Raw genomic sequence first — 23,066 nt, forward strand, 5'->3', positions numbered from 1 at the left:
GGGCAGGGCCTGCTGGCGTCCCACGGCGCGTTCGGGTGGGCGGTGTTCGCCCTGTACGCGGCGGTCATCGGGCAGTTGCTCGGCGCGTTCGTCGGGCGGCGGCCGTCCGGGCCGGCGGTGTCGGCCGCGGGCGGGCTGCTGCTCGGGGTGCTCGGCTGGACGGTGTGGTGGCTGAGCCTGGAACCGTGGACCCGGGGCGGCACGCCGACCTGGACGGTGGACGCGGCCACGGCGCTGTACCCGGAACTGGTCGGTTCGCTGCTCCAGGGGACGCTTGCGGGGATGCTGTTCCACCTCGCCATGCGGGGGTATCGCGAGGCCCCGGACAAGGCGAAGGCGCCGGCGCCGCGGGTCGTGATCGTCGGGGGCGGGTTCGGCGGGGTCAGCGCCGCGCGCCGGTTCGAGCGGCTGAACCTGCGGGGCCATCGCGTCGACGTGACGCTGATCAGTGACTCGAACTACCTGCTGTTCACGCCGATGCTCGCGGAGGTCGCGTCCGGTGGGCTGGAGGCGCAGCACATCAGTTCGCCGGTGCGGGCCGCGGCGTCCCACACGAGGTTCCGGCACGGGCGGGTCGCGGGTGTGGACGTCGCGCGGCGGCGGGTCGTTCTGGAGGCGGGGGGCGAGCAGGTCGGGTACGAGCATCTGGTGCTGGCGGTCGGGTCCGTCCCGTTCTTCCCGGATCTGCCGGGTGTGGCGGAGAACGCGCTGACGCTGAAGTCGCTCGGGGACGCGGTGCGGCTGCGGGAACGGGTGCTGGGGCTGCTGGAGCGCGCCGACCAGGAGGCCGATCCGGCGGAGCGGAGGCGGCTGCTGACGTTCGTCGTCGCGGGCGGCGGGTTCGCCGGGACGGAGTCGGTCGCCGAGCTGTACGACCTCACCCATGACGTGCTGCACTTCTATCCCGCGATCGACCCGGACGAGCCGCGTTTCGTCCTCGTCCACTCGGATCAGCGGATCCTGCCCGAACTGTCGGAGCGGCTGGGCGCGTACGCGCTGGAGAAGCTGCGGTCCCGCGGCATCGAGTTCCGGCTGGGCGTCCGCGCGACGGGCGCGACCGGCCGGAGCGTGCACCTCGACACCGGCGAGGTGATCGAGACGGCGACCTTCGTGTGGACGGCCGGCAACCAGCCGAACCCGATGCTGCGGACCCTGCCCGGCGAGACCGGGCGCCGCGACGCGGTCCTCGTCGACCGGACGCTCCGCGCGTTCGAGATGGACCGCGTCTGGGCGATCGGCGACTGCGCGCAGATCCCCGCGGAGGACGGCGCGCTCTACCCGCCGACCGCGCAGCACGCGATGCGCGAGGGCAAGGCGGTCGCCGACAACATCGCCGCCGTGCTGCGGGGGCAGCGGCCCCGCCCGTTCCGGTTCACGACCCTGGGGACGTTCGTCGCGCTGGGCCACCGCACCGCCGCCGGGGAGATCCGCGGCCGTCCCTTCTCCGGGCTGAGCGCCTGGCTGCTGTGGCGCGGGATCTATCTCGCGAAGCTGCCGGGGGTGGAGCGGCGGGTCCGCGTCCTGCTCGACTGGGTCCTGGACGCGGCGTTCCCGCGCGACATCGTCGTCACCGGCCCGCCCGCCGACGCACCGGCGGCGCTGCCCGGAAGGGGTGCGCGATGACGGCGGAGGCGGTCCGCGGACCGGTGTTCTCCGGGCGCGGCGCACCGGCGGGCGCTTTCGCGGGCGCGGCCGGGGGCATGGTGTGGGGCGCGGCGATGGTGTCGCTGGGCACGCTCCCGGACGTGGCGGTGCTCGCCGGGTCGGGGGCGCCGTGGATCGGGTTCGTGCTGAACATGCTGATCTCGGTCGGGGTGGGCGCCGTGTTCGGGCTGCTCGCGGCGCACCAGCGGATCCGGTCGAGCGAGCTGCTGTTCTGGGGCCTGGCCTACGGGATGTTCTGGTGGTTCCTGGGGACGCTGACGCTGCTGCCGCTGCTTTCCGGGACGCCGATGACGTGGAGCCTGGACGCCGCGCAGGGGGCCCTGCCCAGCCTGTTCGGCCATCTCTACTACGGCGCGGTGACCGCGGTGGTGTTCGCGCTGCTGCAGCGGGACGGCCGGTCCGTCGCCGCGGACCATCTGCGGCCGCGGACGCTGCTGCGCGGCCTGCTCGCCGCCGGGATCGTCGGCGGCGTCCTGGCCCTCACCGCCGGTGAGCGGCTCGGCTGGCTCCCCGCCGTCGCGCTCGCGATGGGGGTCGGCTACCCGCTCGTGTTCACCGGACGCGTGGAGGGCACCGGCCCGGCGATCGTCCGAGGTACCGCCTACGGATTCCTGTGGTGGATCGTGGCGGGTCTGACGTTCGCGCCGCTGCTGGACGAGGGCCGCCTCGACTGGGCGGAGGCCGCCGTGGCGGAGGCGACGACCACGCTGCCGCCGTACCTGCTGGCGGGCGCCGGGATCGCGGCCGTCTTCGGCTGGCTGGGCTCCCTCGCCCGCGCGCTGTTCGTGGACGATGTGCGGCTCCGGAGGCGGGCGGTCGGCACGCGCGGCCTGCGCGTGGTCGGGTACGGCGCGCTGTCCGGGCTGGTCGGCGGCGTCCTGTTCGGTTTCGTGTGGGGCGCGGTGGACGTGCTGCCCACGGTGGCGAAGCTCGTCGGCGCGGACGGCGACGCGGCCGGATGGGTCGTCCATCTCCTCATCGCCCAGGGCATCGGCGTGTCGTACGCGCTGCTGTTCCGCGGACGCGGCTACGACATGGTGTCCGGTGTCGGCTGGGGCCTTTCGTACGGGTTCTTCTGGTGGGTGTTCGGCGGGCTGACCCTGATGCCCGCGACGCTGGGCGTCCCGCTCTGGTGGACGGCCCCCACGATCGCCGCGGACTTCGCGAGCCTCATCGGCCACCTCGCGTACGGGGGTGCGCTGGGAGCCGTCCTCGCCTGGCTGGAGCATCGGGAGAACCCGTGGTGGCTGGCCCGCAACGACCTGGAGGCGGCCCGCGCCGCAGCTCGCCGCGACCAGATTCTGGGCTCGGCCCCGGCCCTGTGGATACTGACCGCCCTGATCGCCCTGACGGTCCCGGTGATGGTGGCCGGTGCCTGATCAGGCGACTCGTGTGCAGACCATGTCGAAGTCGTGTTCCCAGGTCGCGTTGTCCGGGACTTCTCCCACGCGGCCTGGATGGTGCGCCCGCTGTCGCCGAGCGTGCCGGTGAAAGGTACGTCCTGGACCCGCCCGGCGCCTGCGGCCGGGCGGGTCGATCGCGGCCTGGTTCGACGGCGTCGGCGCTGGACAAGGTTGACATGCAAGTGGCGGCTTGCCTATCGTTTCTGGTGTGGGAGACGTCTTCAAGGCCCTCGCCGACCCCACGCGGCGGATCATCCTCGACGAACTGACGGACCGGAACGGCCAGACGCTCTTCGAGATCTGCGCCCGCCTGACGACCAAGCACCGGCTCGGCTCGTCGCGGCAGGCGATCTCGCAGCACCTCGACGTTCTCGAGGCCGCCGGCCTGGTCGAGACCAGGCGCGAGGGCCGCTACAAGTTCCACTACATCAACCCGCGGCCGCTCGAACCGATCGTCGAGCGGTGGCTCAGGACGTCCGGCGGCCGTGACGGTGACGCGGACGGGCAGAGGGGACCGGCATGAGGATCGACCTGGCGAGCGTGCTCGTCGACGACCAGGAGAAGGCGCTGCGCTTCTACACCGAAGTGCTGGGCTTCGTGAAGAAGCAGGACATTCCGATGGGCGGGGCCCGCTGGCTGACCGTGGTGTCCCCGCAGGCGCCGGACGGCCCCGAGCTGGTGCTCGAACCGAGCAGCCACCCGGCGGTGAAGCCGTTCAAGGAGGCCCTCGTGGCGGACGGCATCCCGTACACGTCGTTCACCGTGGACGACGTCAAGGCCGAGTACGACCGCCTGCGCGGACTGGGCGTGCGCTTCGTCCAGGAACCCACCGACATGGGCGCGGTGTCCACGGCCGTTCTGGACGACACCTGCGGCAACCTGATCCAACTCCACCAGACCGCCTGAGGCGCCGGGGCGCGGCCGTGGAGCCGCGCTAGCGGCGCACCTTGAACTTCAGGTGGAGCACCCCGTCCCCCTGGATGACCACGTCGGGATCCTCCAGCAGGTGCTGCCCGGCGATGCCGCCGAAGTAGCGTTTGCCCGACCCGAACACCACCGGCACGACGTCCATCGCCACCTCGTCCACCAGCCCGGCCGCGAGGGCCTGGCCGCCCACGTCGCCGGCGTTCACGCTGACGACGCGGTCACCGGCCAGCTCCCGGGCCTTGTCGATCGCGGCCGGCACGTCGCCGACGAAGTGGCAGGACGCCTCCGGATGCCAGCCCTCCGGCTTGGGCCGGTGCGACACCACCACGACGTGCTCGCCCGCGGGCGGGCTGCCCTCCCAGCCGTTGACCAGGTCGAACAGGGTGCGGCCCATCACGATCGCGCCGATCGCCTCCCACATCGGCCGCACGTACTCCGCTGACGTGCGGGAGACTTTGAGGCGGCTCCCGGTCCCGGAATGGTCGTAGCCCTCGTCGCCGCCCCCGGTGAGCGGGGTGTCCCCGTTGAAGTACCAGTCGTGGAGCGGCCCGACGTCGTCGTTGTCGTCGGCGATGAAGCCGTCCACCGACGCGACGCTGTGCATGATCACTTTGCCCATGGTTTCCCCCTCGGCGTCCTTCGTGCCTCCGCGGCCGATCTTGCCGCCCGCGGGGGCGGCCGGGCATGTAAGAAATCAAACGGCGGGCATCGGGCCGTCGTCCGGCGGAAAGCCCTCCGCGACGGGGTACCGGTGCCGCAACGCCAGATACTCGCTCGGAGTGTGCCCGGTGAAGTCCTTGAACTCCCTGGTGAAGTGGGCCCGGTCGAAGTAGCCCGCGACCTGGGCGAGGTCCGACCAGTCGACCGGGCCTCGCGCGTCCACGGACAGGATCAGGCGCGCGAACCGGTAGATCCGCGCCACCCGCTTCGGCGTGACGCCGACATGGGCCTTGAACTGTGCGGCCAGGTGGTTGCCGCTCACGCCGGCGGCATCGGCCAGCGCCCCGACCGGGACCGCGCCGTGCGCGAGTTCCAGCGTCCGGCCGGTGGCGTGGACCAGGTCGAGACCGCGCGCCGGCGCGTCCGCGAGCCGCGACCGCAGTTCCTCCTCCACCGCCCGCAGCGTCTCGCCGGGCGAGGCGAGGACGCCGACCCGGTTCCGGATCCGGTCCAGGGACCGCCGCCAGACGGCGTCCACCGGCACCCACCGGTTCCGCAGCTCGCTCGCCGGCACGTCGATGAACGGCGACAACCCCCACGGCTTGAAGTGGACCCCGACGAGCCGCACCCGCGCGGGGTACTCGTAGAGGAAACGCCTGGTCCAGACGCCCATGAACCATCCGTCGGCGAACACCGCCGGGGGGACCGCGGGGTCGGAGTCCCACAGCCGGGCGGGCTCGCCCAGGTTGATGAACAGGTGCGCCGAAGGCATCGGCGGGACGTTCATCCGCCGGTGGTGCGGCACCCCGGTCAGGCAGTAGACGTCGTCGATGTACCGGTCGAGCGGAGGTGCGGGCACGCGGCTGACGTACTCCAGGGACTCGGTCCGCTGCGGCTCTCTGGTTCGGATGTCCATCGGATGGACCTTTTCGCTCGTGAGGCGGGCCCGCTCACGGGCAGACGTTGCCCGGCAGGATCAGCCGGTGGGGGAGCGTCTCCGTGCGGTCGCGCCGCCAACCCGCATAGCGGTAGGTGACGACGAAGTCGTCGACGGGCTTGCGGGACGTCCTCGGCGGCCATTCCGGGGGCGGGCACATCCCCAACTGCCAGCCGATCCGGACCTGCTGGCCCGGTGCCACGGTGACGGGCTCGAACGGGCGCTCCGACCCGTCCGGGCCGACCAGCACCTGGCGCAGGTCTTGCAGCGCGTTGGGGGTCTCCCACGGATCGTCCGAGATCCAGGGCAGGTCGGCGCCGGTCACGCGCACGTCGAAGCGGCCCTCGTTGGTCAGGTGGACGGTCAGCCCGACCTCGCCGCCGGGAGTGAAGTTCAGGCTGTGACCGCCGTCCGGCAGTCGCGTGGACCCGGCGGTCGGCCGGACCTCGCCGCCGGAGACGGTCAGCGGCGCCGCCGTGCCGATGAAGGCCGCACAGCCGCCGAGGAGCAGCGCGACGACCGCCGCACCGGCCCATAACGGACGGCGGAGCCTGCGTCGCGGTAAGCCCTCGGCTGCGGCCATGGCGCGCACGATACCAACGGTCCCAGGGGCGGGCTCTCGCCGCGCGTCAAACACTTAGCCTTTGCGCTAACTGTCGTGACCGTGCATACTTAGCCGCATGGCACAGTATTCGGCGCAGCTCGACGGGGTGTTCGTCGCCCTGGCCGACCCGACGCGGCGCGAGGTCGTCCGGCGGCTCGGCCTCGGGCCCGCGAGCGTCGGCGACCTCGCCCGCGAGTTCCCCATGACGCTGCCCTCGTTCATGAAGCACGTGCGGACCCTGGAGGCGAACGACCTCATCCGCACGGTCAAGTCCGGCCGGGTGCGCACCTGCGTGCTCAACCGGGAGCGGCTCGCGCTGGTGGACGACTGGCTCGCGGAGCAGCGCCGCATCTGGGAAGGCCGTACCGACCGCCTGGAACAGCTCGTCACCGATCCGGAGGAGAACCGGACATGACCTTCGATCCCGACCTCGACCTAGCTCTGGAGCGCGTCATCCGCGCCCCGCGCGCGGCCGTTTGGAGCGCTTGGACCGATCCATCCCAGCTCGCGCGGTGGTGGACCCCGGCGCCTTCGCTGTGCCGGGTCGACCGCCTGGACGTGCGTCCCGGCGGCGCGTTCGTGACGAGCCTCAGCGAAGACGGGGCCGAGTACGTCCCGCACATGGACGCGTGCTTCGTCGCCATCGACGAGGTGGAGCGGCTGGTGTTCACCAACGCGATCGACAGCGCCTGGCGCCCCGCGAGGCCCGAACCGGTCGCGATGACCGCCGCGATCACGATGGCCGACCACCCGGACGGCACGGACTACCGGATCGTCGTCCGGCACGGGACCCCCGAGGCCCGCGCGCGGCACGACAAGCTCGGATTCGCCGAAGGCTGGGGGACGGTCGCCGCCCAGCTCGCAGCACACGTGGAAGGCACCCGATGAAGATCGTCATTACGGAGTTCGTCACGCTCGACGGGGTCAGCCAGGGCCCCGGCTCGCCGGACGAGGACACCAGCGACGGGTTCGCCCGCGGCGGCTGGCTCGTCCCGCACATGGACCCGGCCTTCGTGAAGCGCGCCTCGGACTGGCTCGACCTCGCCGACGGCCTCCTGCTCGGACGGCGGACCTACGAGGCGTTCGCCCGCGACTGGCCGCAGATCACCGACCCGGCCGACCCGTTCGCCGAGCGGATGAACACCCTGCCGAAGTACGTCGTGACGAACACCCTCACCGAAGGGACCTGGAACCCCACGACCGTCCTCAAGGGCGACGCGGTCCAGGCGGTCACCGACCTGAAGGCACGGCCGGGCCGGGAACTCCAGATCCACGGCAGCGCCCACCTGGGCGATTCCCTGCTGGAGGCGGGTCTCGTGGACACGCTCCGCCTAGTGGTCGCCCCCGCGGTCCTGCGAAGCGGCCGGCGGCTGCTGACTCGCGCGGGCACCCCGTCCGGCCTCCGCCTGCGCGGCCACGAGGCCACCCCGAACGGCCTGCTGCTCCTCGAATACGAGGTGACCGGCCAGGCGCCCCGAGCCGAGTACCAGGGCGTCGCCGCCCTCACCTAGCAGCGGCCGCGAACGGCGGGCGGCCGCAGGACGCCGGGTGCCCATGGGGCCTGAATCGTGCCGGTAGGCGTGTTCAGGGGGTGGCCGGTTTGCGGGCGGTGACCAGGCGGGTCGGGACCCACGGGCTGCCCCACCACGCGCGCCAGCCGAGGCCGCGCACGCGGATGTCCTGGGCGTCCAGCCGGGCCAGCACCGCGGCGTACTCGCGGGGGGTCCGCGCCAGGTCGGCGATCAGCAGGCGGCCGCCCGGCCGCAGCACCCGGTACGCCTCGGCGATCGCCTGGGCGCGGGCGTCCGCGCCGAAGATGGTGTGCACCGTCAGGCTGGACACCACCAGGTCGAAGCTCGCCTCCGCGTACGGGAGCCTGCGCAGGTCACCCCCTTGCACATGGACGCGGTCGGCGACGCCTTCGGCGCGGGCGTTGCGCAGGGTCGCCGCCGGGTTGTTGCCGGACTGGTCCCGTCCCCGCCACAGGTCCACGCCGACCGCCCGGCCCCGCGGGAGGCGCCGGGCGGCGGCCAGCAGGACGGCGCCGCGTCCGCAGCCGAGGTCGAGCAGCCGTTCGTCGCCGCGCAGGTCCAGCTCGTCCAGTACGTCCCGCCAGACCAGGAACTTGCCGCGCAGCGTGGCGTGCAGGCTCAGGGCCAGGCATCCCGCCAGCAGGGTGCCGGAGACCAGCGCGGGCAGCGCGGCGGCCAGATCGGCGGTGACCGCCATCACCACCCCGGTCACCCAGAACCCCAGCACGACCAAGCCCACAAAGCCGAACCCGTAGGGCGCATCCATCCCATATCGCGCGCCAGGCATCCCGCCACTCTGCCACGAACCGGCCGCCCGGGGGCTTGGGTTAGCGCTTGAGGCCCGCCATTAGGGTCCGGAAGGTCTCACGCGTGATGCGCAGCTCGGGGCCGTCCGGGTTCTTGGAGTCTCGGACACCGATGGAGTCAGGGAAGCGGCCGACCTCTACGCACTCACTTCCGCCCTGTGTCCCGCTGTGACTGCTCTTTCGCCACGTCGTCACTGAACGCCTCCATAGCCGCTCTGATCAGGTCCCTAGACCGGTGCTCGGGGAGAGCCTTCGCACTGATCCGCGAGAACAGGATCGCGTACTCCGCGACCTCCACCGGAGACGATATAAGCCGCCCGCCCCCGATCGACTCCGTGTAGGCAACCTCTCCGAAATCGTCTCCCGTGACGAGCTTCAGGCCGCCGTCGAGGCCCGGATAGGCGTTGGTCTCGAAGGTCTGCGGGATCACATGTACGACCACGTTGGGTCGCTCGGCGACTTCGAGCACATGTGCGAGCTGCTCCCGCATGATCCGGGGGCTCCCGACCGGCCATCCCAACGCGGTCTCGCTCAGCAGGACCATGATGAACGCCCGGTCGAGAACACCCTGTCGTTCCATTCGTTCAGCGACGAACGGCTCCGGGTCGACCATGCCGCCACCGATAAAGAGTGCTCGGGCATACTCCTCGGTCTGCAGCAAGCCGGAGATCACGAGCGGCTCGAAGATCCGGATGATCCGCGCTCGCTGCTCGAAGGTCTTGTACTGGGCGAGCCACTGCGGGTCGTGGTCGATGCTGGCGTACCAGACGAGCAGGGAGAACACGCCGCCCGTCTCCCAAGCCTTGTCCAGAAGGGACGCGCGTTGCCCGTCCAGGCGGTCGACGCCGTTTTCTATGCGTGAAACGGTCGCCTTGCTCGCGTTGATGAGGCGTCCCGTGGCTTCGCCGGACAGGGCCCGCTGAGTGCGGCAGAAACGCAGGTAGTAGGCGATGAAGGCCCACATGCTGTCCTTGGGATTTGGGGGCGTGTTGGTGGCCATGGGGGAGCCTCCACGTTCCGTGTTGTTGCGACTGCACTGTGTACGGATGCGAACTTAGCGTGATCACATGACTCTGTGGCGTAGTTCACACACGTCCGAACGCCGGAGGTTGTAGCGATGCGAACTGCATGTGTCCCAGAGGTCTCCACGCTTGTGCTCGATGCGACTGATCAGGCTCCGCGGATGGCGCGGCGGTTTCTTGCCGCGAGGTTCGCGGAGTGGGGGATCGGCGACGACTACGTGGGGCGGCTCGTCGTCTGCGAGCTGGTCACCAACGCCTACCGGCACGGGAAGCCGCCGATCGTCGTGCGGGTGCTCCGCGGCGAGCGCGACGGCCTCGTCGTCGTGGAGGTGTGGGACGGCGGTGAGGGGCGGCCCGCGATCCAGCCCGACGACTACGCCGCGACGTCCGGGCGGGGGCTGGCGCTGATGGCGGAGCTCGTGCGGGCGTGGGGTGTCCGTCCCCTCAACGAGGGCGGGAAGGTCACGTGGGCCGAGCTTCGCTGCACGATGACCTCCACGCCACTTGACCCCAACAAATGTTGAGGTTTTAGCGTGGCGGGCACCGCGAGGGAGTCGGCCCTGGTGGGACGAATGGCAGGACGGAGTGGGTGCGGTGCGTGCAGCGGTGGTGTCGGAGTTCGGTGGCCCCGAAGTGTTCCAGGTGGTCGAGAGGCCTGATCCTGAGCCGGGTGCTGGAGAGGTCCTGGTCGGCGTGGAGGTGATCGACACGTTGTGGCTGGAGACGATGGTGCGCTCAGGGGCCGGTCAGGACTTCTGGCCGATGCGTCCGCCCTATGTGCCCGGAAACGGGGTCGCCGGCCGGGTCGTGCAGGTCGGCCCGGGAGTCGACCCGGGCCTTCGCGGTCAGAGAGTGGTGGCGCATACCGGCGGTGAAGGCGGTTACGCCGACCGTGCCGTGGTGCCGGTCGCCGCGATGGCGGTGGTGCCCGACGACGTGGACCTCACGGTGGCCGCGGGCCTCCTGCATGACGGAGTGACCGCGCTCGCGCTGTTCGACGTGACGAAGGTCGGTCCGCGGGATCGCGTGCTCGTGGTCGGGGCGAGCGGCGGCCTGGGGTTGCTGTGCGTGCAGCTCGCGCGGGCCCGTGCGGCGAGTGTGGTCGCGGTCGCCCGTGGCGCGAAGCTGGAGCGGGTTGCGCAACTGGAACCCGACGCCGTGATCGACTCCGCTCGGCCCGACTGGGCCGAGCAGGCGCGGGCGGTGTTCGGCGAGCACGGTGCGGACGTCGTCTTGGACAACGTCGGCGGCTCGCTAGGGGAGACCGCGTTCACGCTCGCCGCTCGCGGAGGACGGTTCTCCGCCCATGGCACGCCCAGCGGGCGTTTCGCGAGCATCGACCGGCGGACCGCGGACGAGCGGGGTGTGGCGGTGACGGGCATCGAGGCCGTGCAGCTGTCCGACCGTGACCGAATGCGGTACGTCGGGCAGGCATTGCGCGAGGCCGCCGCGGGGGTGATCGCACCGGTCATCGGGCAGACGTTCCCGCTGGAGGATGCCGGGGCCGCGCATTCGGTCATCGAGGGGCGCACCGCGTTCGGCAAGACCCTGCTGACCGCCGGCGCCTGACGTCAGCGGGCGGGGCGGTCGAAGAGGAGTTCGCGGCCGTCCTGCTCGTCCCATTGCTCGCCGACGTGGACGAAGCCGTGGCCCGCGATCGTCGCGAGTGACGCGGCGTTGTCCGGGCTGATCGACGCGCGGACGGTCGTGACCGACGGTTCGGCATCGGCGCGGGCCAGGAGGGCGGCGAGCATCGCGCGGGCGTGTCCGCGGCGGCGGTGGGCCGGGTCGACGGAGTAGGCGACCTCGACCCGGCCGTCCGCGGTCGGAGCGCCGTGGAAGCCGGCGTGGCCCACGACCACGCCGTCGGGCTCCGCCACGGCGGCGCGGACGATCCAGGGGGCGTGTGCCGGTTCGCGGGCGAGCTGGTCGAGGCGGAAGCGCCAGAGGGCCTTCGCCTCGTCGGTGACGAAGTACGCGGTGAGGGGCACCCCGGCCTTCGTGCTCGCCGTGGTTAGGTCGCCGTCCAGGAGGGCGGTCAGCGTGGCGGCGGGGAGTTCGACGAGGTGGATCACGGGCGGCTCCTGGCGTGGTGGTCGGTGACGCGGGCCAGCAGGGCGGTGAGCTGGTCGCGTTCGGCGGGGGTGAGCGGGGCCAGGAGGTCGTCCTGGATGCGGTCCACGACCTTCTGCAGTTCGTCCAGGTGGCGGGCGCCGGCCGGGGTGAGGGTGATGACGTTGCGGCGCCGGTCGGACGGGTCGGGGGAGCGGTCGATCAGGTCCTTGGCGGCGAGTTCGTTCAGGGCGGCGACGACGTCGCTGCGGTCGATGCCGGTGTACCGGCCGAGGGCGGCCTGGCTGGACGGCCCGTACTCGTCGAGGGCGGTGAGCAGCCGGTAGTGGTAGCCGCGGGCTCCGGCGGCGGTGAACCCCTCGCTGACCAGGCGGTGGCTGTGCGTGGACGCCAGGTTGATCAACCAGCTCGCGGTGCGCCGGAGGCGGTCGGGTGTCCGGGCGTCGGCCTTGTGCATGGGGGTCAGTCTACGCGGGTTGTTGGGCGGGCCAACGATATGTATTGTTGGTTGTGCCAATGTTGGTACAACCAATGATTGAGGAGCCATGGACGATCGACACGAGCTGTCCGTTCTGGTCAGCAGGCTGGGGCGGTGGCTGGACGACAAGAGCCCCGGTGACGGGCGCGGTCTCTTCGCCGAGGACGCGGAGGTCCACACCCCGGGCGGCGTCGCGAAAGGCGTTGACGCTCTCGTCGAGCAGGCGCGCCGGAACCACCGGGTGCCGACCCAGCACTTCATCACCGACCCGCTGATCGAGGTGGACGGCGACCAAGCCGCGATCGGCGCGAACCTCCTTGTCGTCTTCGCGAAGGAAGAAGGCCCGCGTCTGCTGGGCGAGCGCTACGAACTGAAGGCCGCCCGTACGGCGGACGGCTGGCGGCTCTCGCGGGTGGAGGCCCGTCCTATCTGGGAGGTGGCGAATGCCTGAGATCGTGCCGTTCCGGCTCGACGTCCCACAGGAGGATCTCGACGACCTCGCCGAGCGGCTCGACCGCACGCGGTGGCCGGACGAACTTCCCGGCATCGGCTGGCACCACGGCATCCCGCTCGCCCGGGTGAAGGAACTGGCCGCGCACTGGCGCACGACGTTCGACTGGCGGGGGCGGGAGGCCGCGCTGAACGCGTTTCCGCAGTTCACGACGGAGATCGACGGGACGAACGTCCACTTCGTCCACGTGCGGTCGCCGGAACCGGACGCGCTGCCGCTGATCATCACGCACGGGTGGCCGAGCACGGTCGCCGACTTCCTGGACGTGATCGGCCCGCTCACCGACCCCAGGGCCCACGGTGGTGATCCAAGGGACGCGTTCCACGTGGTGATCCCGACCCTGCCCGGTTTCACCCTGTCCGGGCCGACGCGTGAGCCCGGGTGGGGCGTGAACCGCATCGCCCGTGCCTGGGCCGTGCTTATGGACAGGCTCGGCTACGAGCGGTACGGCGCGCAGGGCGGCGACTGGGGCTGGCCGATATCCACTGCGCTTGGGGCCGTTGCCGGCGATCGGGTGGCCGGTGTCCACCTCAACTACATCGGCTCGCCGCCGCCCGGTGACGGTGCCGTTCGGCTTTCGGAGGATGACCAGGAGCGCCTGGAGCGGCAGAAGGCGTACCTGGCCAGCCCCGCCGGGTACTGGCAGATGCAGGCGACGCGTCCGCAGACCGTGGCGTATGCGCTGACCGACTCCCCCGTCGGCCAGCTCGCGTGGATCGCCGACAAGGTCACGGAGTGGACCGACCCGGCGAGCGGCATCGACGATGACCGGCTGCTCACGACGGTGATGCTCTACTGGCTCACGGGGACGGCCGGGTCGTCGGCCAGGCTGCACAAGGAGAACGCCGCGCGGGGCGGCCCCCCGGACCCATGTCCGGTTCCCCTGGGCGTGGCGGTGTTCGCGCACGATCTCGTCCGGCCGGTGAGGAGCCTCGTAGAGCGGGTCTACGACGTAGCCCACTGGACGGAGTTCGACCGTGGCGGGCACTTCCCGGCGATAGAGGCACCGGACCTGCTGACTGGCGACGTCAGGGCGTTCTTCCGGCGACTCAGGGAGAGGTGAGCTGCTCGGAGAGGTCCCTTAGGCGGGCGCGGGCGTCGGGGTCGTATGCCTGGGCGTCCGCGCGAGCCTCCTTTAGGCCGTTGTAGAAGCGGCCGGAGACGTCGTCCAAGGCGGGGTCGGTGACGAGTCGATACGTCGCCTCGACGCCCTCTTCCATGCAAAGGTCAGGGCTGGAGGCGCCACAGGGTGGTGGTTTCGGCGGCACGGGCGGTGTGGAGCGGGTCGTCGGGGTCGTGGGCGCGTCGGTGGGTCGGCCTGGTGTCGTGCTTGCCCGTGACCTGGAGGCCGGCCGAGGAGAACATGGCGCACAGGTCGTCCCGTGTGCGCAGACCCAGATGCTCGGCGAGGTCGGAGAGGATCAGCCAGCCTTCACCGTCCGGCTCCAGGTGGTCGGCCAGGCCGTCGAGGAAGCCGCGGAGCATCCGGCTGCGCGGGTCGTAGATGGCGTGTTCCAGGGGCGAATTGGGCTTGGCCGGTACCCAGGGCGGGTTGCAGACGATGAGCCCGGCGCGTCCCTCTGGGAAGAGGTCGGTATGGATGACCTCGACCTGTCCCGCCACATCAAGCCGCTTCAGGTTCTCTCGGGCGCAGGCAAGCGCGCGCGGGTCGTGGTCTGTGGCGACGATCCGTTCGATGCCGCGACGCGCGAGGACTGCCGCGAGTACACCCGTCCCTGTCCCGATGTCGAAGGCGACCTTGGCCGAAGGTAAGGGCGCTTCGGCGACGAGGTCCACGTACTCGCCTCTGACCGGTGAGAAGACGCCGTAATGCGGGTGGATCCGGTCGCCGTCCAGCGCGGGGATCGGCACGCCCTTCACACGCCATTCGTGCGCGCCGATCAGGCCGAGCAGTTCGCGCAACGGGGTCACGTAAGGCCGATCGTCCGGGCCGTACACCTCGATGCAGGCGACCTGCATGTCCGGTGCGCGGCGTAAGGGGATGACGTGGCCCGGGGCGAACGGGATGAGCAGCATGGCCAGGGCCCGCGCGCGCTGGGCGCTCGCCAGGCGGTGAAGGTGGAACGCCTGTGCCTGGGACGGTTCGGCCTTGCGCGGGCGGCGCCGTCGAGGACGGTCGATCCGGCGCGCCATCGCGTTGAGGAGCTGCCGCGCGTTCTGGAAGTCGCCGCGCCAGAGCAGGGCGGTGCCCTCGCAGGCCAGGTGGTAGGCGTCGTCCGCCCGCATGTCGTCGGCGGCGACCACGACGCGGCGGGGCGGTGGGGCGCCGCTCTCGGACCGCCAGCGCGCGTGCTGCGCCTGGCCGTCCTCGTACCAGGCGATCCGGTCCACAGGCAGCACGGTAGCCGCGCCGGCGCCACCGGTGGAGGGATCAGTTTCCGGAGCGGGACGGCGTTTCCCGGCCGGCCAGGTCGGCGCTGGACAGATGGGCGGACGTCTCGGCCAGCCTCCGGAGCGCCTCCTCCGAGGCGGAGCCCGGTTCGGCGGCGTAGAGCATGAGGCGGCTGAGGTCCGGGTCGCCGGGCAGGTGCAGCGTCTCGAACGGCAGGACGAGCCGTCCCGCGTCCGGGTGGTCGATGCGGGCCTCGCCGTGCGTCAGGTCCGTGACGTGGTGCGCCGACCACATCCGCCCGAACTCCGGGCTGCGCTCTCGCAGGGTGCCGATCAGCGCGCGCAGCCGCGGGTCGTCCGGGTCCTGCCCGGAGCGGTAACGCAGGTAGGCGACGTTGCGCCGGGCGACCGCGGGCCAGTTGTCCCCGAGCCGCGCCCGGTAGTCGTCGTTGAGGTGGATCTGGTGGGACCAGGTCCGCTCGTCGGCCGGGACGTTCGCGAGGTCGACGAACACGGCGGCGGTGAGCCGGTTCCACGCGACGACGTTCGTGTAGTGCCCGACCACGTATGCGGGCGCGTGGGTGATCGAGTCGAGCAGGTGCTGGAGCGGGGCGCGCAGCCGCGGCGGCCCGGCGGTGCGGGGGCGGCGCGGCGGATGCGCGAGGCGGTGCAGGTGGGCGTGCTCGTCGCCGGTCAGCCGCAGGGCCCGGGAGACCGCGTCGAGAACCTCGGCGGACACCCCGTCGGCCGTGCCCTGTTCGAGCCGGATGTAGTAGGCGACGCTGACCCCGGCGAGCTGCGCGAGCTCCTCGCGCCGCAGCCCCGGCACGCGGCGGCGGGTCCCGTAGGAGGGGACGCCGACGTCCTCGGGCCGCAGCCGCGCCCGCCGCGACCTGAGGAACTCGCCGAGCTCCGCGTTGCGCGCCATGCGCAGAGGCTATCCGGCGGTCCTGACGGTGATGTCGCCGTTGCTCGTGGTCAGATCCAGGCCGTACCGGGCGGACGGGGCGTTCGGGACATCGATCTTCCGATCGCCGTTGCCGGTGCGCGCGGACACCCGGTAGGACCCCGCCGGAACGGTGACCTTGATGTCGCCGTTCGACGTCTTCGCCCGGATGTTCTGCGGCTTGGCCGGTCGGAGGGTGATCTCGCCGTTCGACGTCTCCACGTCGGCATCGTCGCCTGTTAGACCGCGTCCCTCGATCTCGCCGTTCGACGTCTTCGCCTTGACCGTGCCGGAGACGTCGTCCAGGTGGATCGAGCCCGAGCTGGTCGACACGTCCACCTTGCCAACGCGGGACAGCCTGATCGACCCGCTGGACGTGTCGCCGCTCACCGGAAGACCCGCCGGCAGGTCGACCGTGTAGTGCACCGAGCAGCGCGAGCCGCAGCCGCGCAGCTTCAGGACGCCGTCCTCGATCCGGTGCGTCCGCCCCTCCGGCCTGTCGCCGCGGTACTTGACCTCGCGGTGGACGGACGCCTTGGATGCACCGCCGCGCAGCGTGACCCGGCCCGCCCCGATGTCGTCCAGTTCCACTGCGGTGATGCCGCCCTCCAGAGCGGCGTCATCCGCGAAGGTCGACGCGAAGGCCATCCCGCATGCGCTCAACGCGGTGACCCCTGCCGCTGCCATGGCGACGAATGCAAGTTGACGACGCAAGATGACCCCCAGGTTTTGTGGCCGAGCGATCTCGACCCTACGGAGAGGTCCCTCGAACGGCCGTCACGCCGTGGAGCCAGGTTCGTGCTAGCTCCCGGGACGGAGCCTGCTACTGCGGGTGGTACGAACGGGCGGGGGCTGGGTACGCGCGACCTGCGGCGCGATGGTCTCTGCCATGACCGCACTCACCACCGACGCTCCCGCACCCCCTGCGCGGATGTCGTCGCGGCACAGGCTGATACTCACCCTTCTCTTGGGCGCGCAGTTCATGCTCGCCATCGACTTCTCCATCCTCAACGTGGCGCTACCCGTCGTCGGCCGGGGGCTCGGCTTCGGGCTAGACGAGCTGCAGTGGATCGCGACCGCGTTCGCGCTCCCCGCCGCCGGGTTCACGCTGCTGTTCGGACGCGTCGCGGACCTGTTCGGACGCCGCCGGATGCTGCTGGCGGGCATGGCCCTCCTGGCGGCGGGCTCCCTGATCGGCGGGCTGGCCACCGCACCGGCGGTGCTGCTGACCGGGCGGGTCATGCAGGGCCTGGCCACGGCGATCGCCACCCCGGCCGCGCTGTCGCTGATCACCACGTCGTTCCCGGAGGGGCCGCTGCGGACCCGGGCGCTCGGGCTCAGCGGCGCGCTGATGTCCGCCGGGTTCACCGTGGGCGCGATCCTCGGCGGGGTGCTCACGGACGCGCTGAGCTGGCGCTGGGCCTTCCTGGTCAACGTGCCGGTGGCGGTGCTGATCCTGGCGGTCACCCCCTTGCTGATCAGCGAGAGCCGGTCGCGGGACGGTGCGAAGCTGGACGTTCCCGGCGCGATCACCGTGACCGGCGGGCTCCTCGCCCTGGTGTACGGGATCACGTCCGCCGGGTCCCGGGGCTGGGGCGACCCGCTCGCGCTCGGCGCGCTGGCCGCCGCGGCCGCCCTGCTGGTCGCGTTCGTCCTGGTGGAGCGGCGGTCCCCCGCCCCGCTCGCGCCGCTGGGCGTGCTGGCGCGGCGGACGGTGAGCTGGGGCAGCGTCGGCGGTTTCGTGGCGTTCGCCACCGAGACGTCGCTGGTGTTCCTGATGACGCTCTACCTGCAGAAGGTCCTGGACTTCTCGCCGCTGGCCACCGGGCTCGCGCTCGGCGTCCTCGGCGCCGGGACGTTCGCCGGCGGTGTCGCCGCGCCCCGCATCATGGGCCGGTTCGGCGGCCGGGCGACCCTCGCCGGCGGGCTCGTCCTGCAGGCCGCGGCGACGGCGGCGCTGCTCGGGCTCGGCGAAACGCGCGGCGGGCTCGGGCTGCTGCTGGCCGCGACCGCGATCGGCGGATTCGGGAACCTCGTCGCGATCGTCGCGTTCATGGGGACCGTGACGTCCGGGCTGCCGGACCGCGAGCAAGGCCTCGCGACCGGCGTCGCCACCATGACGCAGCAGGTGGCCATCACGCTCGGCATCCCCGTGATGAGCGCCGTGGCCACCGCCAACGCCTCCGTGCTCGGCGGCATCCACACCGCGACCGCGGTGAACGCCGCGATCGTCCTCGCCGGTGCGGCCCTCGTCTGGTCGTTCCTGCGTCGCGCCTAAGGAGACACACCCATGAACCTCGAACTCGAAGGCAGGATCTTCATCGTCACGGGTGCCTCGGCCGGCATCGGCGAGGCCACGGCCGCGCTCCTCACAGAGGAGGGAGCCCAGGTCGTCGGCGTCTCCCGCAACGGGGACGTCAGCGCCGACCTCACCGAACCGGACGCCGCCCAGCGTGCCGTGGACATTGCCCTAGAGCGGCACGGACGCCTGGACGGCCTGGTCAACAACGCGGGTGCCCTCGAATCCCGCATCGGGTTCCTCGATGTGACCGACGACCAATGGCACGCCACCTTCGAGCTGAACTTCCACGCGGCCGTCCGGATGGCCCGTGCGGCACTGCCCGCCCTGATCGACCAGGGCGCGGGCAGCATGGTGCACGTGTCCAGCGAGGCAGGACGGTTCCCTGACACACCGCTGGTCGACTATGCGGCGTCCAAAACGGCGCTGCTGTCGGTGTCCAAGACGCTTGCGGGGGAGTTCGGCCGCTGTGGCATCCGCTCCAACGTCGTCACGCCCGGCCCTACACGAACCCGGATGTGGGACGAGCCGGGTGGGTTCGCCGACCAGCTCGCCGCACAGTTCGGGCTCCCCGTCGAGGAGGCCATAGACCGGTTCGTCCGCGAGGAGCGGCGGCTCCCCGCCGGACGGCTCGGCACAGCGCGGGACGTCGCGCGGGTCATCGTCTACCTGCTGTCGCCCCTGGCCGGCCAGGTGACGGGCGCCGAATGGCCGGTGGACGGCGGCGCGCTCCGCCAGCTCTGAGCCGGCCCTGCCCGGCTGCCCGGCGGCCCGCCTACCCGGGCACCTTGTCGAGGAAGCCGTGGACGCGGTCGAAGCGCCCGTCGTCGGCGAAGACCGCCACGTCGAAGCCGACCACGAGCGCCTCACCGCCCTCGGGGCCGAGCTCCCAGGTGAAGCGGGCGATGTTGTGGTGGGCGTCCACGGTGCCCGCCGGGCGGAACACCATGCCGGGGAACTGCTGCTGCGCCGCGCCGATGAAGCCGTCGATCGCGTCCCGTCCCTCGGCCACGCCGAGCGGGTCGACGTACAGGGGCCGCTCCGTCCACATCTCGTCGATCGCGGCGCGGCGCGCGGCCGGGTCCGTCTCGTTCCAGATGGCCAGGTACCGCTCGATCCGCTGCTGAACGTCGCTCATCTCATGACTCCCGTCTGATCGGCCGGGTTCCTCCCGGTGCCCCCCACGCTGCCAACGCCGCGGCGGAAGATCGATTACCCGGGAGGTCATGCCCGGACCGCACCGGGGGTTGATGTCGGATTTCCGCCAGTGAGACCACCTGAGCGTCGGTGATGCTGGAGGACATGCATGAGGACGCGGAAAGGTGCGTACGGGCCGTCCAGGCGAAGGACGCCCGGTTCGACGGATGGTTCTTCACCGGCGTCGTCACCACCGGCATCTACTGCCGCCCGAGCTGCCCCGTCGTGCCCCCCAAGCCCGGCAACATGCGCTTCTACCCGAGCGCCGCCGCCGCGCAGCAGGCCGGTTTCCGCGCCTGCAAGCGCTGCCGCCCCGACACCAGCCCCGGCTCACCGGAATGGAACCACCGCGCGGACGTCGTCGCCCGCGCGATGCGGCTCATCGCCGACGGCGTGGTCGACCGTGAGGGCGTCCCAGGGCTCGCGACCCGGCTCGGCTACAGCACACGCCAGATCGAGCGCCAGCTCAACGCCGAACTGGGCGCCGGCCCACTCGCCCTGGCGCGGGCCCAGCGCGCTCAGACGGCGAGGCTCCTCATCGAAACGACCGCCCTCCCGATGGGGGACGTCGCGTTCGCGGCGGGCTTCGCCAGTATCCGCGCCTTCAACGACACCGTCCGCGAGGTGTTCGCGCTGACGCCGACCGGGCTGCGCGACCGCGTCGCCAAGGGGCACCCGCCCGCGGGTTCGGGGGCGCTGTCGCTGCGGCTGCCGTTCCGGGCGCCGCTCTGCCCCGACAACCTCTTCGGCCATCTCGCGGCCACGGCCGTCCCCGGCGTGGAGGAGTGGCGGGACGGCGCGTTCCGCCGCACCCTGCGGCTGCCCCACGGGCACGGCATCGCGACGCTGCGGCCCCGCCCCGACCACGTCGCCTGCACGCTCAGCCTGAGCGACCTACGAGACCTCACCATCGCGATCAGCCGCTGCCGCTGGATGCTCGACCTCGACGCCGATCCCGTCGCCGTGGACGACCTCCTCCGCGACGACCCCGCCCTGGCGCCGCTGGTCGCCAAGGCCCCTGGGCGGCGCGTCCCGCGGACCGTGGACGCCCCCGAGTTCGCCGTACGCGCCGTCCTGGGGCAGCAGGTGTCGACGGCCGCCGCCCGAACCCACGCCGGACGGCTCGTCACCGCCTACGGCGACCCTGTGGACGACCCGGGCGGCGGACTCACCCACCTGTTCCCGACCCCGTCCGCCCTGGCGGAACTCGACCCGGAGTCACTCGCCTTCCCGCAAACACGCCGAACCACCCTCACGACCCTCGTGAACGCACTCGCGAAAGACGAGATCGACCTCGGCGTAGGGAGCGACTGGGAAGAGGCCCGCGCGCGCTTGGCCACCCTCCCCGGATTCGGTCCGTGGACCATCGAGACCATCGCGATGCGTGCCCTCGGAGACCCCGACGCGTTCATCCCGAGCGACCTGGGCATCCGCGGCGCCGCCAAGGCGCTCGACCTTCCGTCGACCCCCGCGGCACTCACCCGGCATGCCGCACGGTGGCGGCCCTGGCGCGCGTACGCCGTCCAGTACCTGTGGGCCACGAGCGACCATCCCATCAACCTGCTGCCCACCTCCTGACCACGAGAGGATGACTTCCATGAACCCGACGCACGTCGTCGTGGACAGCCCCGTAGGCCCACTGACGCTGATGGCCCAGGAAGGTGCCCTCTGCGCCCTCTACATGGAGGTGCAGCGTCACCGCCCTCCTGCGGAGACCTTCGGCGTCCCTGGCGACCCCCACGACGAGCCCTTCGCGACCGTCGCCGAACAGCTCTCCGCGTACTTCGCCGGTGAGCTGACCAAGTTCGACCTGCCGCTCACCCTCAACGGGACGCCCTTCCAGAAGCGGGTCTGGTCGCTGCTCCAAGAAATCCCCTACGGCGAGACCGCCACCTACGGCGAACTCGCCGCGGAACTGGGCAAGCCGTCGGCCTCCCGTGCCGTGGGCCTCGCCAACGGCCGCAACCCGATCGGCGTCATCGTCCCCTGCCACCGCGTCATCGGCTCTAGCGGCGGCCTCACCGGCTACGGCGGCGGGCTCGACCGCAAGCGCTACCTTCTCGACTTCGAACGCAAGACCAGCACCACGCAGCACGCCCTCTTCTGACGACAGGGACGGCACAACCTGTCAGTGGCGGCGGTTACCGTGCTCGTAAAGACCCGACCCGCGGAAGGCTGATCAAGGTGGAGCTCCGAGTCGACCGCCAGACCCTCGCCGACGCCGTGGCGTGGGCGGCCCGGACGCTGCCGGCCCGTCCCGCCCTGCCCGTCCTCGCGGGCATGCTCATCGAGGCGACCGCCGACGGCGAACTGACCCTCGCCGGGTTCGACTACGAGGTGTCCGCCCGCGCCCGGGACGACGCCACCGTCACCGAGCCGGGCCTCGTCCTCGTCCCCGGGCGGCTGCTGTCGGACATCGTGCGGAACCTTCCTCCACAGCCTGTGGACATCTTCACCAAGGGCGCCGAGGTCGTGGTCCGCTGCGGTCCCGCCGAGTTCGGGCTCCGCACGCTCCCGGTCGAGGACTACCCCACCCTCCCCGAGCCGCCCGCCCAGGCCGGGACCATCCCGAGCGACCTGTTCGCCACCGCGATCGGCCAGGTCACCCCCGCCGCCGGGCGCGACGACACCCTGCCGATGCTGACCGGCGTCCGCATCGACATCGAGGGCGACACGATGTGGATGGCCTGCACCGACCGCTACCGCATCGCCGCACGCGAGCTGACCTGGTCCCCCGCCGATTCCGGCTTCACCGCGGGCGTCGTCGTCCCCGCCCGGACCCTCGCCGACACCGCCAAGGCGATCCGGCGCGGCGAGGACGTCGCCATCAGCCTGGGCGGCGCCGGCGACAACCTCATCGGCGTCTCCGGCGGCGGCCGCAGCATGACCAGCCGCCTGCTGGACGACCAGTACATCAACTACAAGTCCCGGCTGACCGGCACCTGGTCGTCCATCGCCGAGATCCGCGTCGCCCCGTTCACCGAGGCGCTCAAGCGGGCCGCCCTCGTCACCGAGCGCGGCACCCCGATCCAGCTCGCGTTCACCTCCGGCGAAGTCCGCATCCGCGCCGCGACCGGCGACTCAGCCCGCGCCAACGAGAGCCTTGAGGTCGAGTTCACCGGCGACGACATCGACATCGCGTTCGCCCCGCAGTACCTCCTGGACGGCCTGGCCGGCATCGACACCGAGTACGCCCGACTCGAATGCGCGGGCCCCACCAAGGCGGCCCTGCTCACCGCCATCCCCGACAAGAAGGACGGCGACGAGGAAGCCCCCGGAGACCAGGCCGACACCGGCTACCGCTACCTGGTGATGCCCGTCCGCCTGAACTCCTGACCCCCAGGCCCCGGCTCAGAGGTCGAGGACGGCCAGCACGAAGCGGACCTCCCCCTTGCCCGCGTTCCCGTAGGAGTGGGGGCGGTCGCCGACGAACACGGCCGCCGCGCCCTCCTCCACGAGGTCCGTCCGGCCGTCGACGCCGAGCGTCAGCGTCCCCTCCTGCACGTAGACGATCTCCTTGGTGCCGGGCACGTGCGCGTCGCTCTCCCGTGTCTCCCCCGGCCGCAGGTGCCACTGCCACAACTCCAGCGACGGCCGCGGGTCGCTCCCGGCGAGCAGCGTCCCCGTCCCGCCGTGCCCGCCCTCCCACAGCAC

At 71.8% G+C, this 23,066-nt stretch carries 30 protein-coding genes; 16 read left to right on the top strand and 14 right to left on the bottom strand.

From position 1 onward, the window contains the following. The 4 genes from E1266_RS21625 to E1266_RS21640 all read left to right on the top strand — a co-directional run. Positions 1 to 1,623 (top strand): NAD(P)/FAD-dependent oxidoreductase (locus tag E1266_RS21625; protein WP_132049720.1); only part of this gene is annotated, 1,623 nt, incomplete at its 5' end. Beyond that, positions 1,620 to 3,044 (top strand): hypothetical protein, encoded by a 1,425-nt coding sequence (locus tag E1266_RS21630; protein WP_132049722.1) that lies wholly within the window; start codon positions 1,620 to 1,622, stop codon positions 3,042 to 3,044. The genes E1266_RS21625 and E1266_RS21630, both read left to right, overlap by 4 nt. 232 nt (positions 3,045 to 3,276) lie before the next feature. Next, the gene (locus E1266_RS21635; RefSeq protein ID WP_132049724.1) at positions 3,277 to 3,591 is read left to right on the top strand and encodes a metalloregulator ArsR/SmtB family transcription factor; all 315 of its coding nucleotides are present in this window, start codon (positions 3,277 to 3,279) and stop codon (positions 3,589 to 3,591) included. After that, complete coding sequence (locus E1266_RS21640; protein WP_132049726.1) at positions 3,588 to 3,974, top strand: VOC family protein; 387 nt, start codon at positions 3,588 to 3,590, stop codon at positions 3,972 to 3,974. The genes E1266_RS21635 and E1266_RS21640 overlap by 4 nt, the downstream gene beginning before the upstream one ends. A 28-nt stretch (positions 3,975 to 4,002) precedes the next feature. Here E1266_RS21640 and E1266_RS21645 read toward each other — a convergent pair whose 3' ends face one another. The 3 genes from E1266_RS21645 to E1266_RS21655 form a co-directional block, all read right to left on the bottom strand. Beyond that, positions 4,003 to 4,614 carry a dihydrofolate reductase family protein gene (locus E1266_RS21645; RefSeq protein ID WP_132049728.1) on the bottom strand — a complete coding sequence of 204 codons (612 nt, stop codon included), beginning with the start codon at positions 4,612 to 4,614 and terminating at the stop codon, positions 4,003 to 4,005. Positions 4,615 to 4,689: 75 nt separating this feature from the next. Next, the gene (locus tag E1266_RS21650) at positions 4,690 to 5,571 is read right to left on the bottom strand and encodes a helix-turn-helix domain-containing protein (RefSeq protein WP_207945817.1); all 882 of its coding nucleotides are present in this window, start codon (positions 5,569 to 5,571) and stop codon (positions 4,690 to 4,692) included. Between the two features lie 34 nt (positions 5,572 to 5,605). Further along, positions 5,606 to 6,175: a hypothetical protein gene (locus E1266_RS21655; RefSeq protein WP_132049730.1), complete on the bottom strand. Its 570-nt coding sequence runs from the start codon at positions 6,173 to 6,175 to the stop codon at positions 5,606 to 5,608. A 97-nt stretch (positions 6,176 to 6,272) separates the two neighbouring features. Between E1266_RS21655 and E1266_RS21660 the strand changes: the two genes are divergently transcribed. The 3 genes from E1266_RS21660 to E1266_RS21670 are packed head-to-tail and all read left to right on the top strand — an operon-like array spanning position 6,273 to position 7,707. Next, on the top strand, positions 6,273 to 6,611 hold the full coding sequence (locus E1266_RS21660) for a metalloregulator ArsR/SmtB family transcription factor (RefSeq protein ID WP_131954496.1): 339 nt from the start codon (positions 6,273 to 6,275) through the stop codon (positions 6,609 to 6,611). Continuing rightward, positions 6,608 to 7,084 carry an SRPBCC domain-containing protein gene (locus E1266_RS21665; protein ID WP_132049732.1) on the top strand — a complete coding sequence of 159 codons (477 nt, stop codon included), beginning with the start codon at positions 6,608 to 6,610 and terminating at the stop codon, positions 7,082 to 7,084. Before E1266_RS21660 ends, E1266_RS21665 begins: the two co-directional genes overlap by 4 nt. Beyond that, complete coding sequence (locus E1266_RS21670; protein ID WP_132049734.1) at positions 7,081 to 7,707, top strand: dihydrofolate reductase family protein; 627 nt, start codon at positions 7,081 to 7,083, stop codon at positions 7,705 to 7,707. The genes E1266_RS21665 and E1266_RS21670 overlap by 4 nt, the downstream gene beginning before the upstream one ends. Positions 7,708 to 7,780: 73 nt before the next feature. Here E1266_RS21670 and E1266_RS21675 read toward each other — a convergent pair whose 3' ends face one another. From E1266_RS21675 to E1266_RS21685, 3 genes are all read right to left on the bottom strand, one after another. Continuing rightward, positions 7,781 to 8,494, bottom strand: a complete 714-nt coding sequence (locus E1266_RS21675) for a class I SAM-dependent methyltransferase (RefSeq protein WP_207945819.1) — start codon at positions 8,492 to 8,494, stop codon at positions 7,781 to 7,783. A 61-nt stretch (positions 8,495 to 8,555) separates the two neighbouring features. Continuing rightward, positions 8,556 to 8,729: a DUF397 domain-containing protein gene (locus tag E1266_RS21680; protein WP_132049738.1), complete on the bottom strand. Its 174-nt coding sequence runs from the start codon at positions 8,727 to 8,729 to the stop codon at positions 8,556 to 8,558. Further along, positions 8,680 to 9,534, bottom strand: coding sequence for a helix-turn-helix transcriptional regulator (locus E1266_RS21685; RefSeq protein WP_132049740.1), 855 nt, complete (start codon positions 9,532 to 9,534; stop codon positions 8,680 to 8,682). The genes E1266_RS21680 and E1266_RS21685 overlap by 50 nt, the downstream gene beginning before the upstream one ends. A gap of 183 nt (positions 9,535 to 9,717) precedes the next feature. On the opposite strand from E1266_RS21685, the gene E1266_RS21690 reads away from it, so the two are divergent. After that, a complete protein-coding gene (locus E1266_RS21690) occupies positions 9,718 to 10,080 on the top strand; it encodes an ATP-binding protein (protein WP_165966158.1) in 363 nt (120 codons plus the stop codon). A gap of 70 nt (positions 10,081 to 10,150) precedes the next feature. Continuing rightward, the gene (locus E1266_RS21695; RefSeq protein ID WP_132049744.1) at positions 10,151 to 11,125 is read left to right on the top strand and encodes a zinc-binding dehydrogenase; all 975 of its coding nucleotides are present in this window, start codon (positions 10,151 to 10,153) and stop codon (positions 11,123 to 11,125) included. Between the two features lie 2 nt (positions 11,126 to 11,127). Here E1266_RS21695 and E1266_RS21700 read toward each other — a convergent pair whose 3' ends face one another. Further along, complete coding sequence (locus tag E1266_RS21700; RefSeq protein WP_243718691.1) at positions 11,128 to 11,631, bottom strand: GNAT family protein; 504 nt, start codon at positions 11,629 to 11,631, stop codon at positions 11,128 to 11,130. After that, on the bottom strand, positions 11,628 to 12,086 hold the full coding sequence (locus E1266_RS21705; RefSeq protein ID WP_132049746.1) for a MarR family transcriptional regulator: 459 nt from the start codon (positions 12,084 to 12,086) through the stop codon (positions 11,628 to 11,630). The genes E1266_RS21700 and E1266_RS21705 overlap by 4 nt, the downstream gene beginning before the upstream one ends. An 88-nt stretch (positions 12,087 to 12,174) precedes the next feature. On the opposite strand from E1266_RS21705, the gene E1266_RS21710 reads away from it, so the two are divergent. Beyond that, on the top strand, positions 12,175 to 12,558 hold the full coding sequence (locus tag E1266_RS21710; RefSeq protein WP_132049748.1) for a nuclear transport factor 2 family protein: 384 nt from the start codon (positions 12,175 to 12,177) through the stop codon (positions 12,556 to 12,558). Beyond that, positions 12,551 to 13,681, top strand: coding sequence for an epoxide hydrolase family protein (locus E1266_RS21715; RefSeq protein ID WP_132049750.1), 1,131 nt, complete (start codon positions 12,551 to 12,553; stop codon positions 13,679 to 13,681). Before E1266_RS21710 ends, E1266_RS21715 begins: the two co-directional genes overlap by 8 nt. On the opposite strand, the gene E1266_RS38135 is transcribed toward E1266_RS21715, so the two are convergent. From E1266_RS38135 to E1266_RS21730, 4 genes are read right to left on the bottom strand one after another with little or no spacing between them, the layout of a single operon-like run. Next, positions 13,668 to 13,838, bottom strand: a complete 171-nt coding sequence (locus tag E1266_RS38135) for a hypothetical protein (RefSeq protein WP_165966159.1) — start codon at positions 13,836 to 13,838, stop codon at positions 13,668 to 13,670. The two genes, E1266_RS21715 and E1266_RS38135, sit on opposite strands and share 14 nt — an antisense overlap. Positions 13,839 to 13,845: 7 nt before the next feature. Continuing rightward, on the bottom strand, positions 13,846 to 14,970 hold the full coding sequence (locus E1266_RS21720; RefSeq protein ID WP_132049752.1) for a class I SAM-dependent methyltransferase: 1,125 nt from the start codon (positions 14,968 to 14,970) through the stop codon (positions 13,846 to 13,848). A gap of 40 nt (positions 14,971 to 15,010) precedes the next feature. Then, positions 15,011 to 15,898: a helix-turn-helix transcriptional regulator gene (locus tag E1266_RS21725; RefSeq protein WP_132049754.1), complete on the bottom strand. Its 888-nt coding sequence runs from the start codon at positions 15,896 to 15,898 to the stop codon at positions 15,011 to 15,013. A 9-nt stretch (positions 15,899 to 15,907) separates the two neighbouring features. Then, positions 15,908 to 16,603 carry a DUF4097 family beta strand repeat-containing protein gene (locus E1266_RS21730; RefSeq protein ID WP_132049756.1) on the bottom strand — a complete coding sequence of 232 codons (696 nt, stop codon included), beginning with the start codon at positions 16,601 to 16,603 and terminating at the stop codon, positions 15,908 to 15,910. Positions 16,604 to 16,805: 202 nt separating this feature from the next. On the opposite strand from E1266_RS21730, the gene E1266_RS21735 reads away from it, so the two are divergent. Together E1266_RS21735 and E1266_RS21740 are read left to right on the top strand one after the other, a co-directional pair. After that, positions 16,806 to 18,194, top strand: a complete 1,389-nt coding sequence (locus E1266_RS21735) for an MFS transporter (protein WP_132049758.1) — start codon at positions 16,806 to 16,808, stop codon at positions 18,192 to 18,194. A 12-nt stretch (positions 18,195 to 18,206) separates the two neighbouring features. Beyond that, entirely contained in the window at positions 18,207 to 18,959 is a 753-nt protein-coding gene (locus E1266_RS21740; RefSeq protein WP_132049760.1) for an SDR family oxidoreductase, read from the top strand. Positions 18,960 to 18,990: 31 nt separating this feature from the next. Here E1266_RS21740 and E1266_RS21745 read toward each other — a convergent pair whose 3' ends face one another. Then, on the bottom strand, positions 18,991 to 19,353 hold the full coding sequence (locus E1266_RS21745; protein WP_132049761.1) for a nuclear transport factor 2 family protein: 363 nt from the start codon (positions 19,351 to 19,353) through the stop codon (positions 18,991 to 18,993). Positions 19,354 to 19,517: 164 nt separating this feature from the next. Here E1266_RS21745 and E1266_RS21750 point away from each other — a divergent pair, with 164 nt between their 5' ends. The 3 genes from E1266_RS21750 (at position 19,518) to dnaN (ending at position 22,748) form a co-directional block, all read left to right on the top strand. Then, positions 19,518 to 20,990: an AlkA N-terminal domain-containing protein gene (locus tag E1266_RS21750; protein ID WP_132049763.1), complete on the top strand. Its 1,473-nt coding sequence runs from the start codon at positions 19,518 to 19,520 to the stop codon at positions 20,988 to 20,990. A gap of 19 nt (positions 20,991 to 21,009) precedes the next feature. Further along, the gene (locus tag E1266_RS21755) at positions 21,010 to 21,519 is read left to right on the top strand and encodes a methylated-DNA--[protein]-cysteine S-methyltransferase (RefSeq protein WP_207945822.1); all 510 of its coding nucleotides are present in this window, start codon (positions 21,010 to 21,012) and stop codon (positions 21,517 to 21,519) included. A 77-nt stretch (positions 21,520 to 21,596) separates the two neighbouring features. Next, positions 21,597 to 22,748 carry a DNA polymerase III subunit beta gene (dnaN, locus tag E1266_RS21760; RefSeq protein ID WP_132049767.1) on the top strand — a complete coding sequence of 384 codons (1,152 nt, stop codon included), beginning with the start codon at positions 21,597 to 21,599 and terminating at the stop codon, positions 22,746 to 22,748. Between the two features lie 15 nt (positions 22,749 to 22,763). Here dnaN and E1266_RS21765 read toward each other — a convergent pair. Then, positions 22,764 to 23,066: cupin domain-containing protein (locus E1266_RS21765; RefSeq protein WP_132049769.1), on the bottom strand; the 303-nt coding region annotated here is incomplete at its 5' end.

This window comes from Actinomadura sp. 7K534, from assembly GCF_004348575.1.
GTDB classification, from domain to species: domain Bacteria; phylum Actinomycetota; class Actinomycetes; order Streptosporangiales; family Streptosporangiaceae; genus Spirillospora; species Spirillospora livida.

What these genes read in the sequence shown, in the direction of transcription:
- E1266_RS21630 (WP_132049722.1), top strand. Translation starts at nt 1,620, where the DNA reads ATGACGGCGGAGGCGGTCCGCGGACCGGTGTTCTCCGGGCGCGGCGCA.
- E1266_RS21640 (WP_132049726.1), top strand. Translation starts at nt 3,588, where the DNA reads ATGAGGATCGACCTGGCGAGCGTGCTCGTCGACGACCAGGAGAAGGCG.
- E1266_RS21645 (WP_132049728.1), bottom strand. Translation starts at nt 4,614, where the DNA reads ATGGGCAAAGTGATCATGCACAGCGTCGCGTCGGTGGACGGCTTCATC.
- E1266_RS21650 (WP_207945817.1), bottom strand. Translation starts at nt 5,571, where the DNA reads ATGGACATCCGAACCAGAGAGCCGCAGCGGACCGAGTCCCTGGAGTAC.
- E1266_RS21655 (WP_132049730.1), bottom strand. Translation starts at nt 6,175, where the DNA reads ATGGCCGCAGCCGAGGGCTTACCGCGACGCAGGCTCCGCCGTCCGTTA.
- E1266_RS21660 (WP_131954496.1), top strand. Translation starts at nt 6,273, where the DNA reads ATGGCACAGTATTCGGCGCAGCTCGACGGGGTGTTCGTCGCCCTGGCC.
- E1266_RS21665 (WP_132049732.1), top strand. Translation starts at nt 6,608, where the DNA reads ATGACCTTCGATCCCGACCTCGACCTAGCTCTGGAGCGCGTCATCCGC.
- E1266_RS21670 (WP_132049734.1), top strand. Translation starts at nt 7,081, where the DNA reads ATGAAGATCGTCATTACGGAGTTCGTCACGCTCGACGGGGTCAGCCAG.
- E1266_RS21675 (WP_207945819.1), bottom strand. Translation starts at nt 8,494, where the DNA reads ATGGATGCGCCCTACGGGTTCGGCTTTGTGGGCTTGGTCGTGCTGGGG.
- E1266_RS21685 (WP_132049740.1), bottom strand. Translation starts at nt 9,534, where the DNA reads ATGGCCACCAACACGCCCCCAAATCCCAAGGACAGCATGTGGGCCTTC.
- E1266_RS21690 (WP_165966158.1), top strand. Translation starts at nt 9,718, where the DNA reads ATGGCGCGGCGGTTTCTTGCCGCGAGGTTCGCGGAGTGGGGGATCGGC.
- E1266_RS21705 (WP_132049746.1), bottom strand. Translation starts at nt 12,086, where the DNA reads ATGCACAAGGCCGACGCCCGGACACCCGACCGCCTCCGGCGCACCGCG.
- E1266_RS21710 (WP_132049748.1), top strand. Translation starts at nt 12,175, where the DNA reads ATGGACGATCGACACGAGCTGTCCGTTCTGGTCAGCAGGCTGGGGCGG.
- E1266_RS21715 (WP_132049750.1), top strand. Translation starts at nt 12,551, where the DNA reads ATGCCTGAGATCGTGCCGTTCCGGCTCGACGTCCCACAGGAGGATCTC.
- E1266_RS38135 (WP_165966159.1), bottom strand. Translation starts at nt 13,838, where the DNA reads ATGGAAGAGGGCGTCGAGGCGACGTATCGACTCGTCACCGACCCCGCC.
- E1266_RS21725 (WP_132049754.1), bottom strand. Translation starts at nt 15,898, where the DNA reads ATGGCGCGCAACGCGGAGCTCGGCGAGTTCCTCAGGTCGCGGCGGGCG.
- E1266_RS21730 (WP_132049756.1), bottom strand. Translation starts at nt 16,603, where the DNA reads ATGGCAGCGGCAGGGGTCACCGCGTTGAGCGCATGCGGGATGGCCTTC.
- E1266_RS21735 (WP_132049758.1), top strand. Translation starts at nt 16,806, where the DNA reads ATGACCGCACTCACCACCGACGCTCCCGCACCCCCTGCGCGGATGTCG.
- E1266_RS21740 (WP_132049760.1), top strand. Translation starts at nt 18,207, where the DNA reads ATGAACCTCGAACTCGAAGGCAGGATCTTCATCGTCACGGGTGCCTCG.
- E1266_RS21745 (WP_132049761.1), bottom strand. Translation starts at nt 19,353, where the DNA reads ATGAGCGACGTTCAGCAGCGGATCGAGCGGTACCTGGCCATCTGGAAC.
- E1266_RS21750 (WP_132049763.1), top strand. Translation starts at nt 19,518, where the DNA reads ATGCATGAGGACGCGGAAAGGTGCGTACGGGCCGTCCAGGCGAAGGAC.
- E1266_RS21755 (WP_207945822.1), top strand. Translation starts at nt 21,010, where the DNA reads ATGAACCCGACGCACGTCGTCGTGGACAGCCCCGTAGGCCCACTGACG.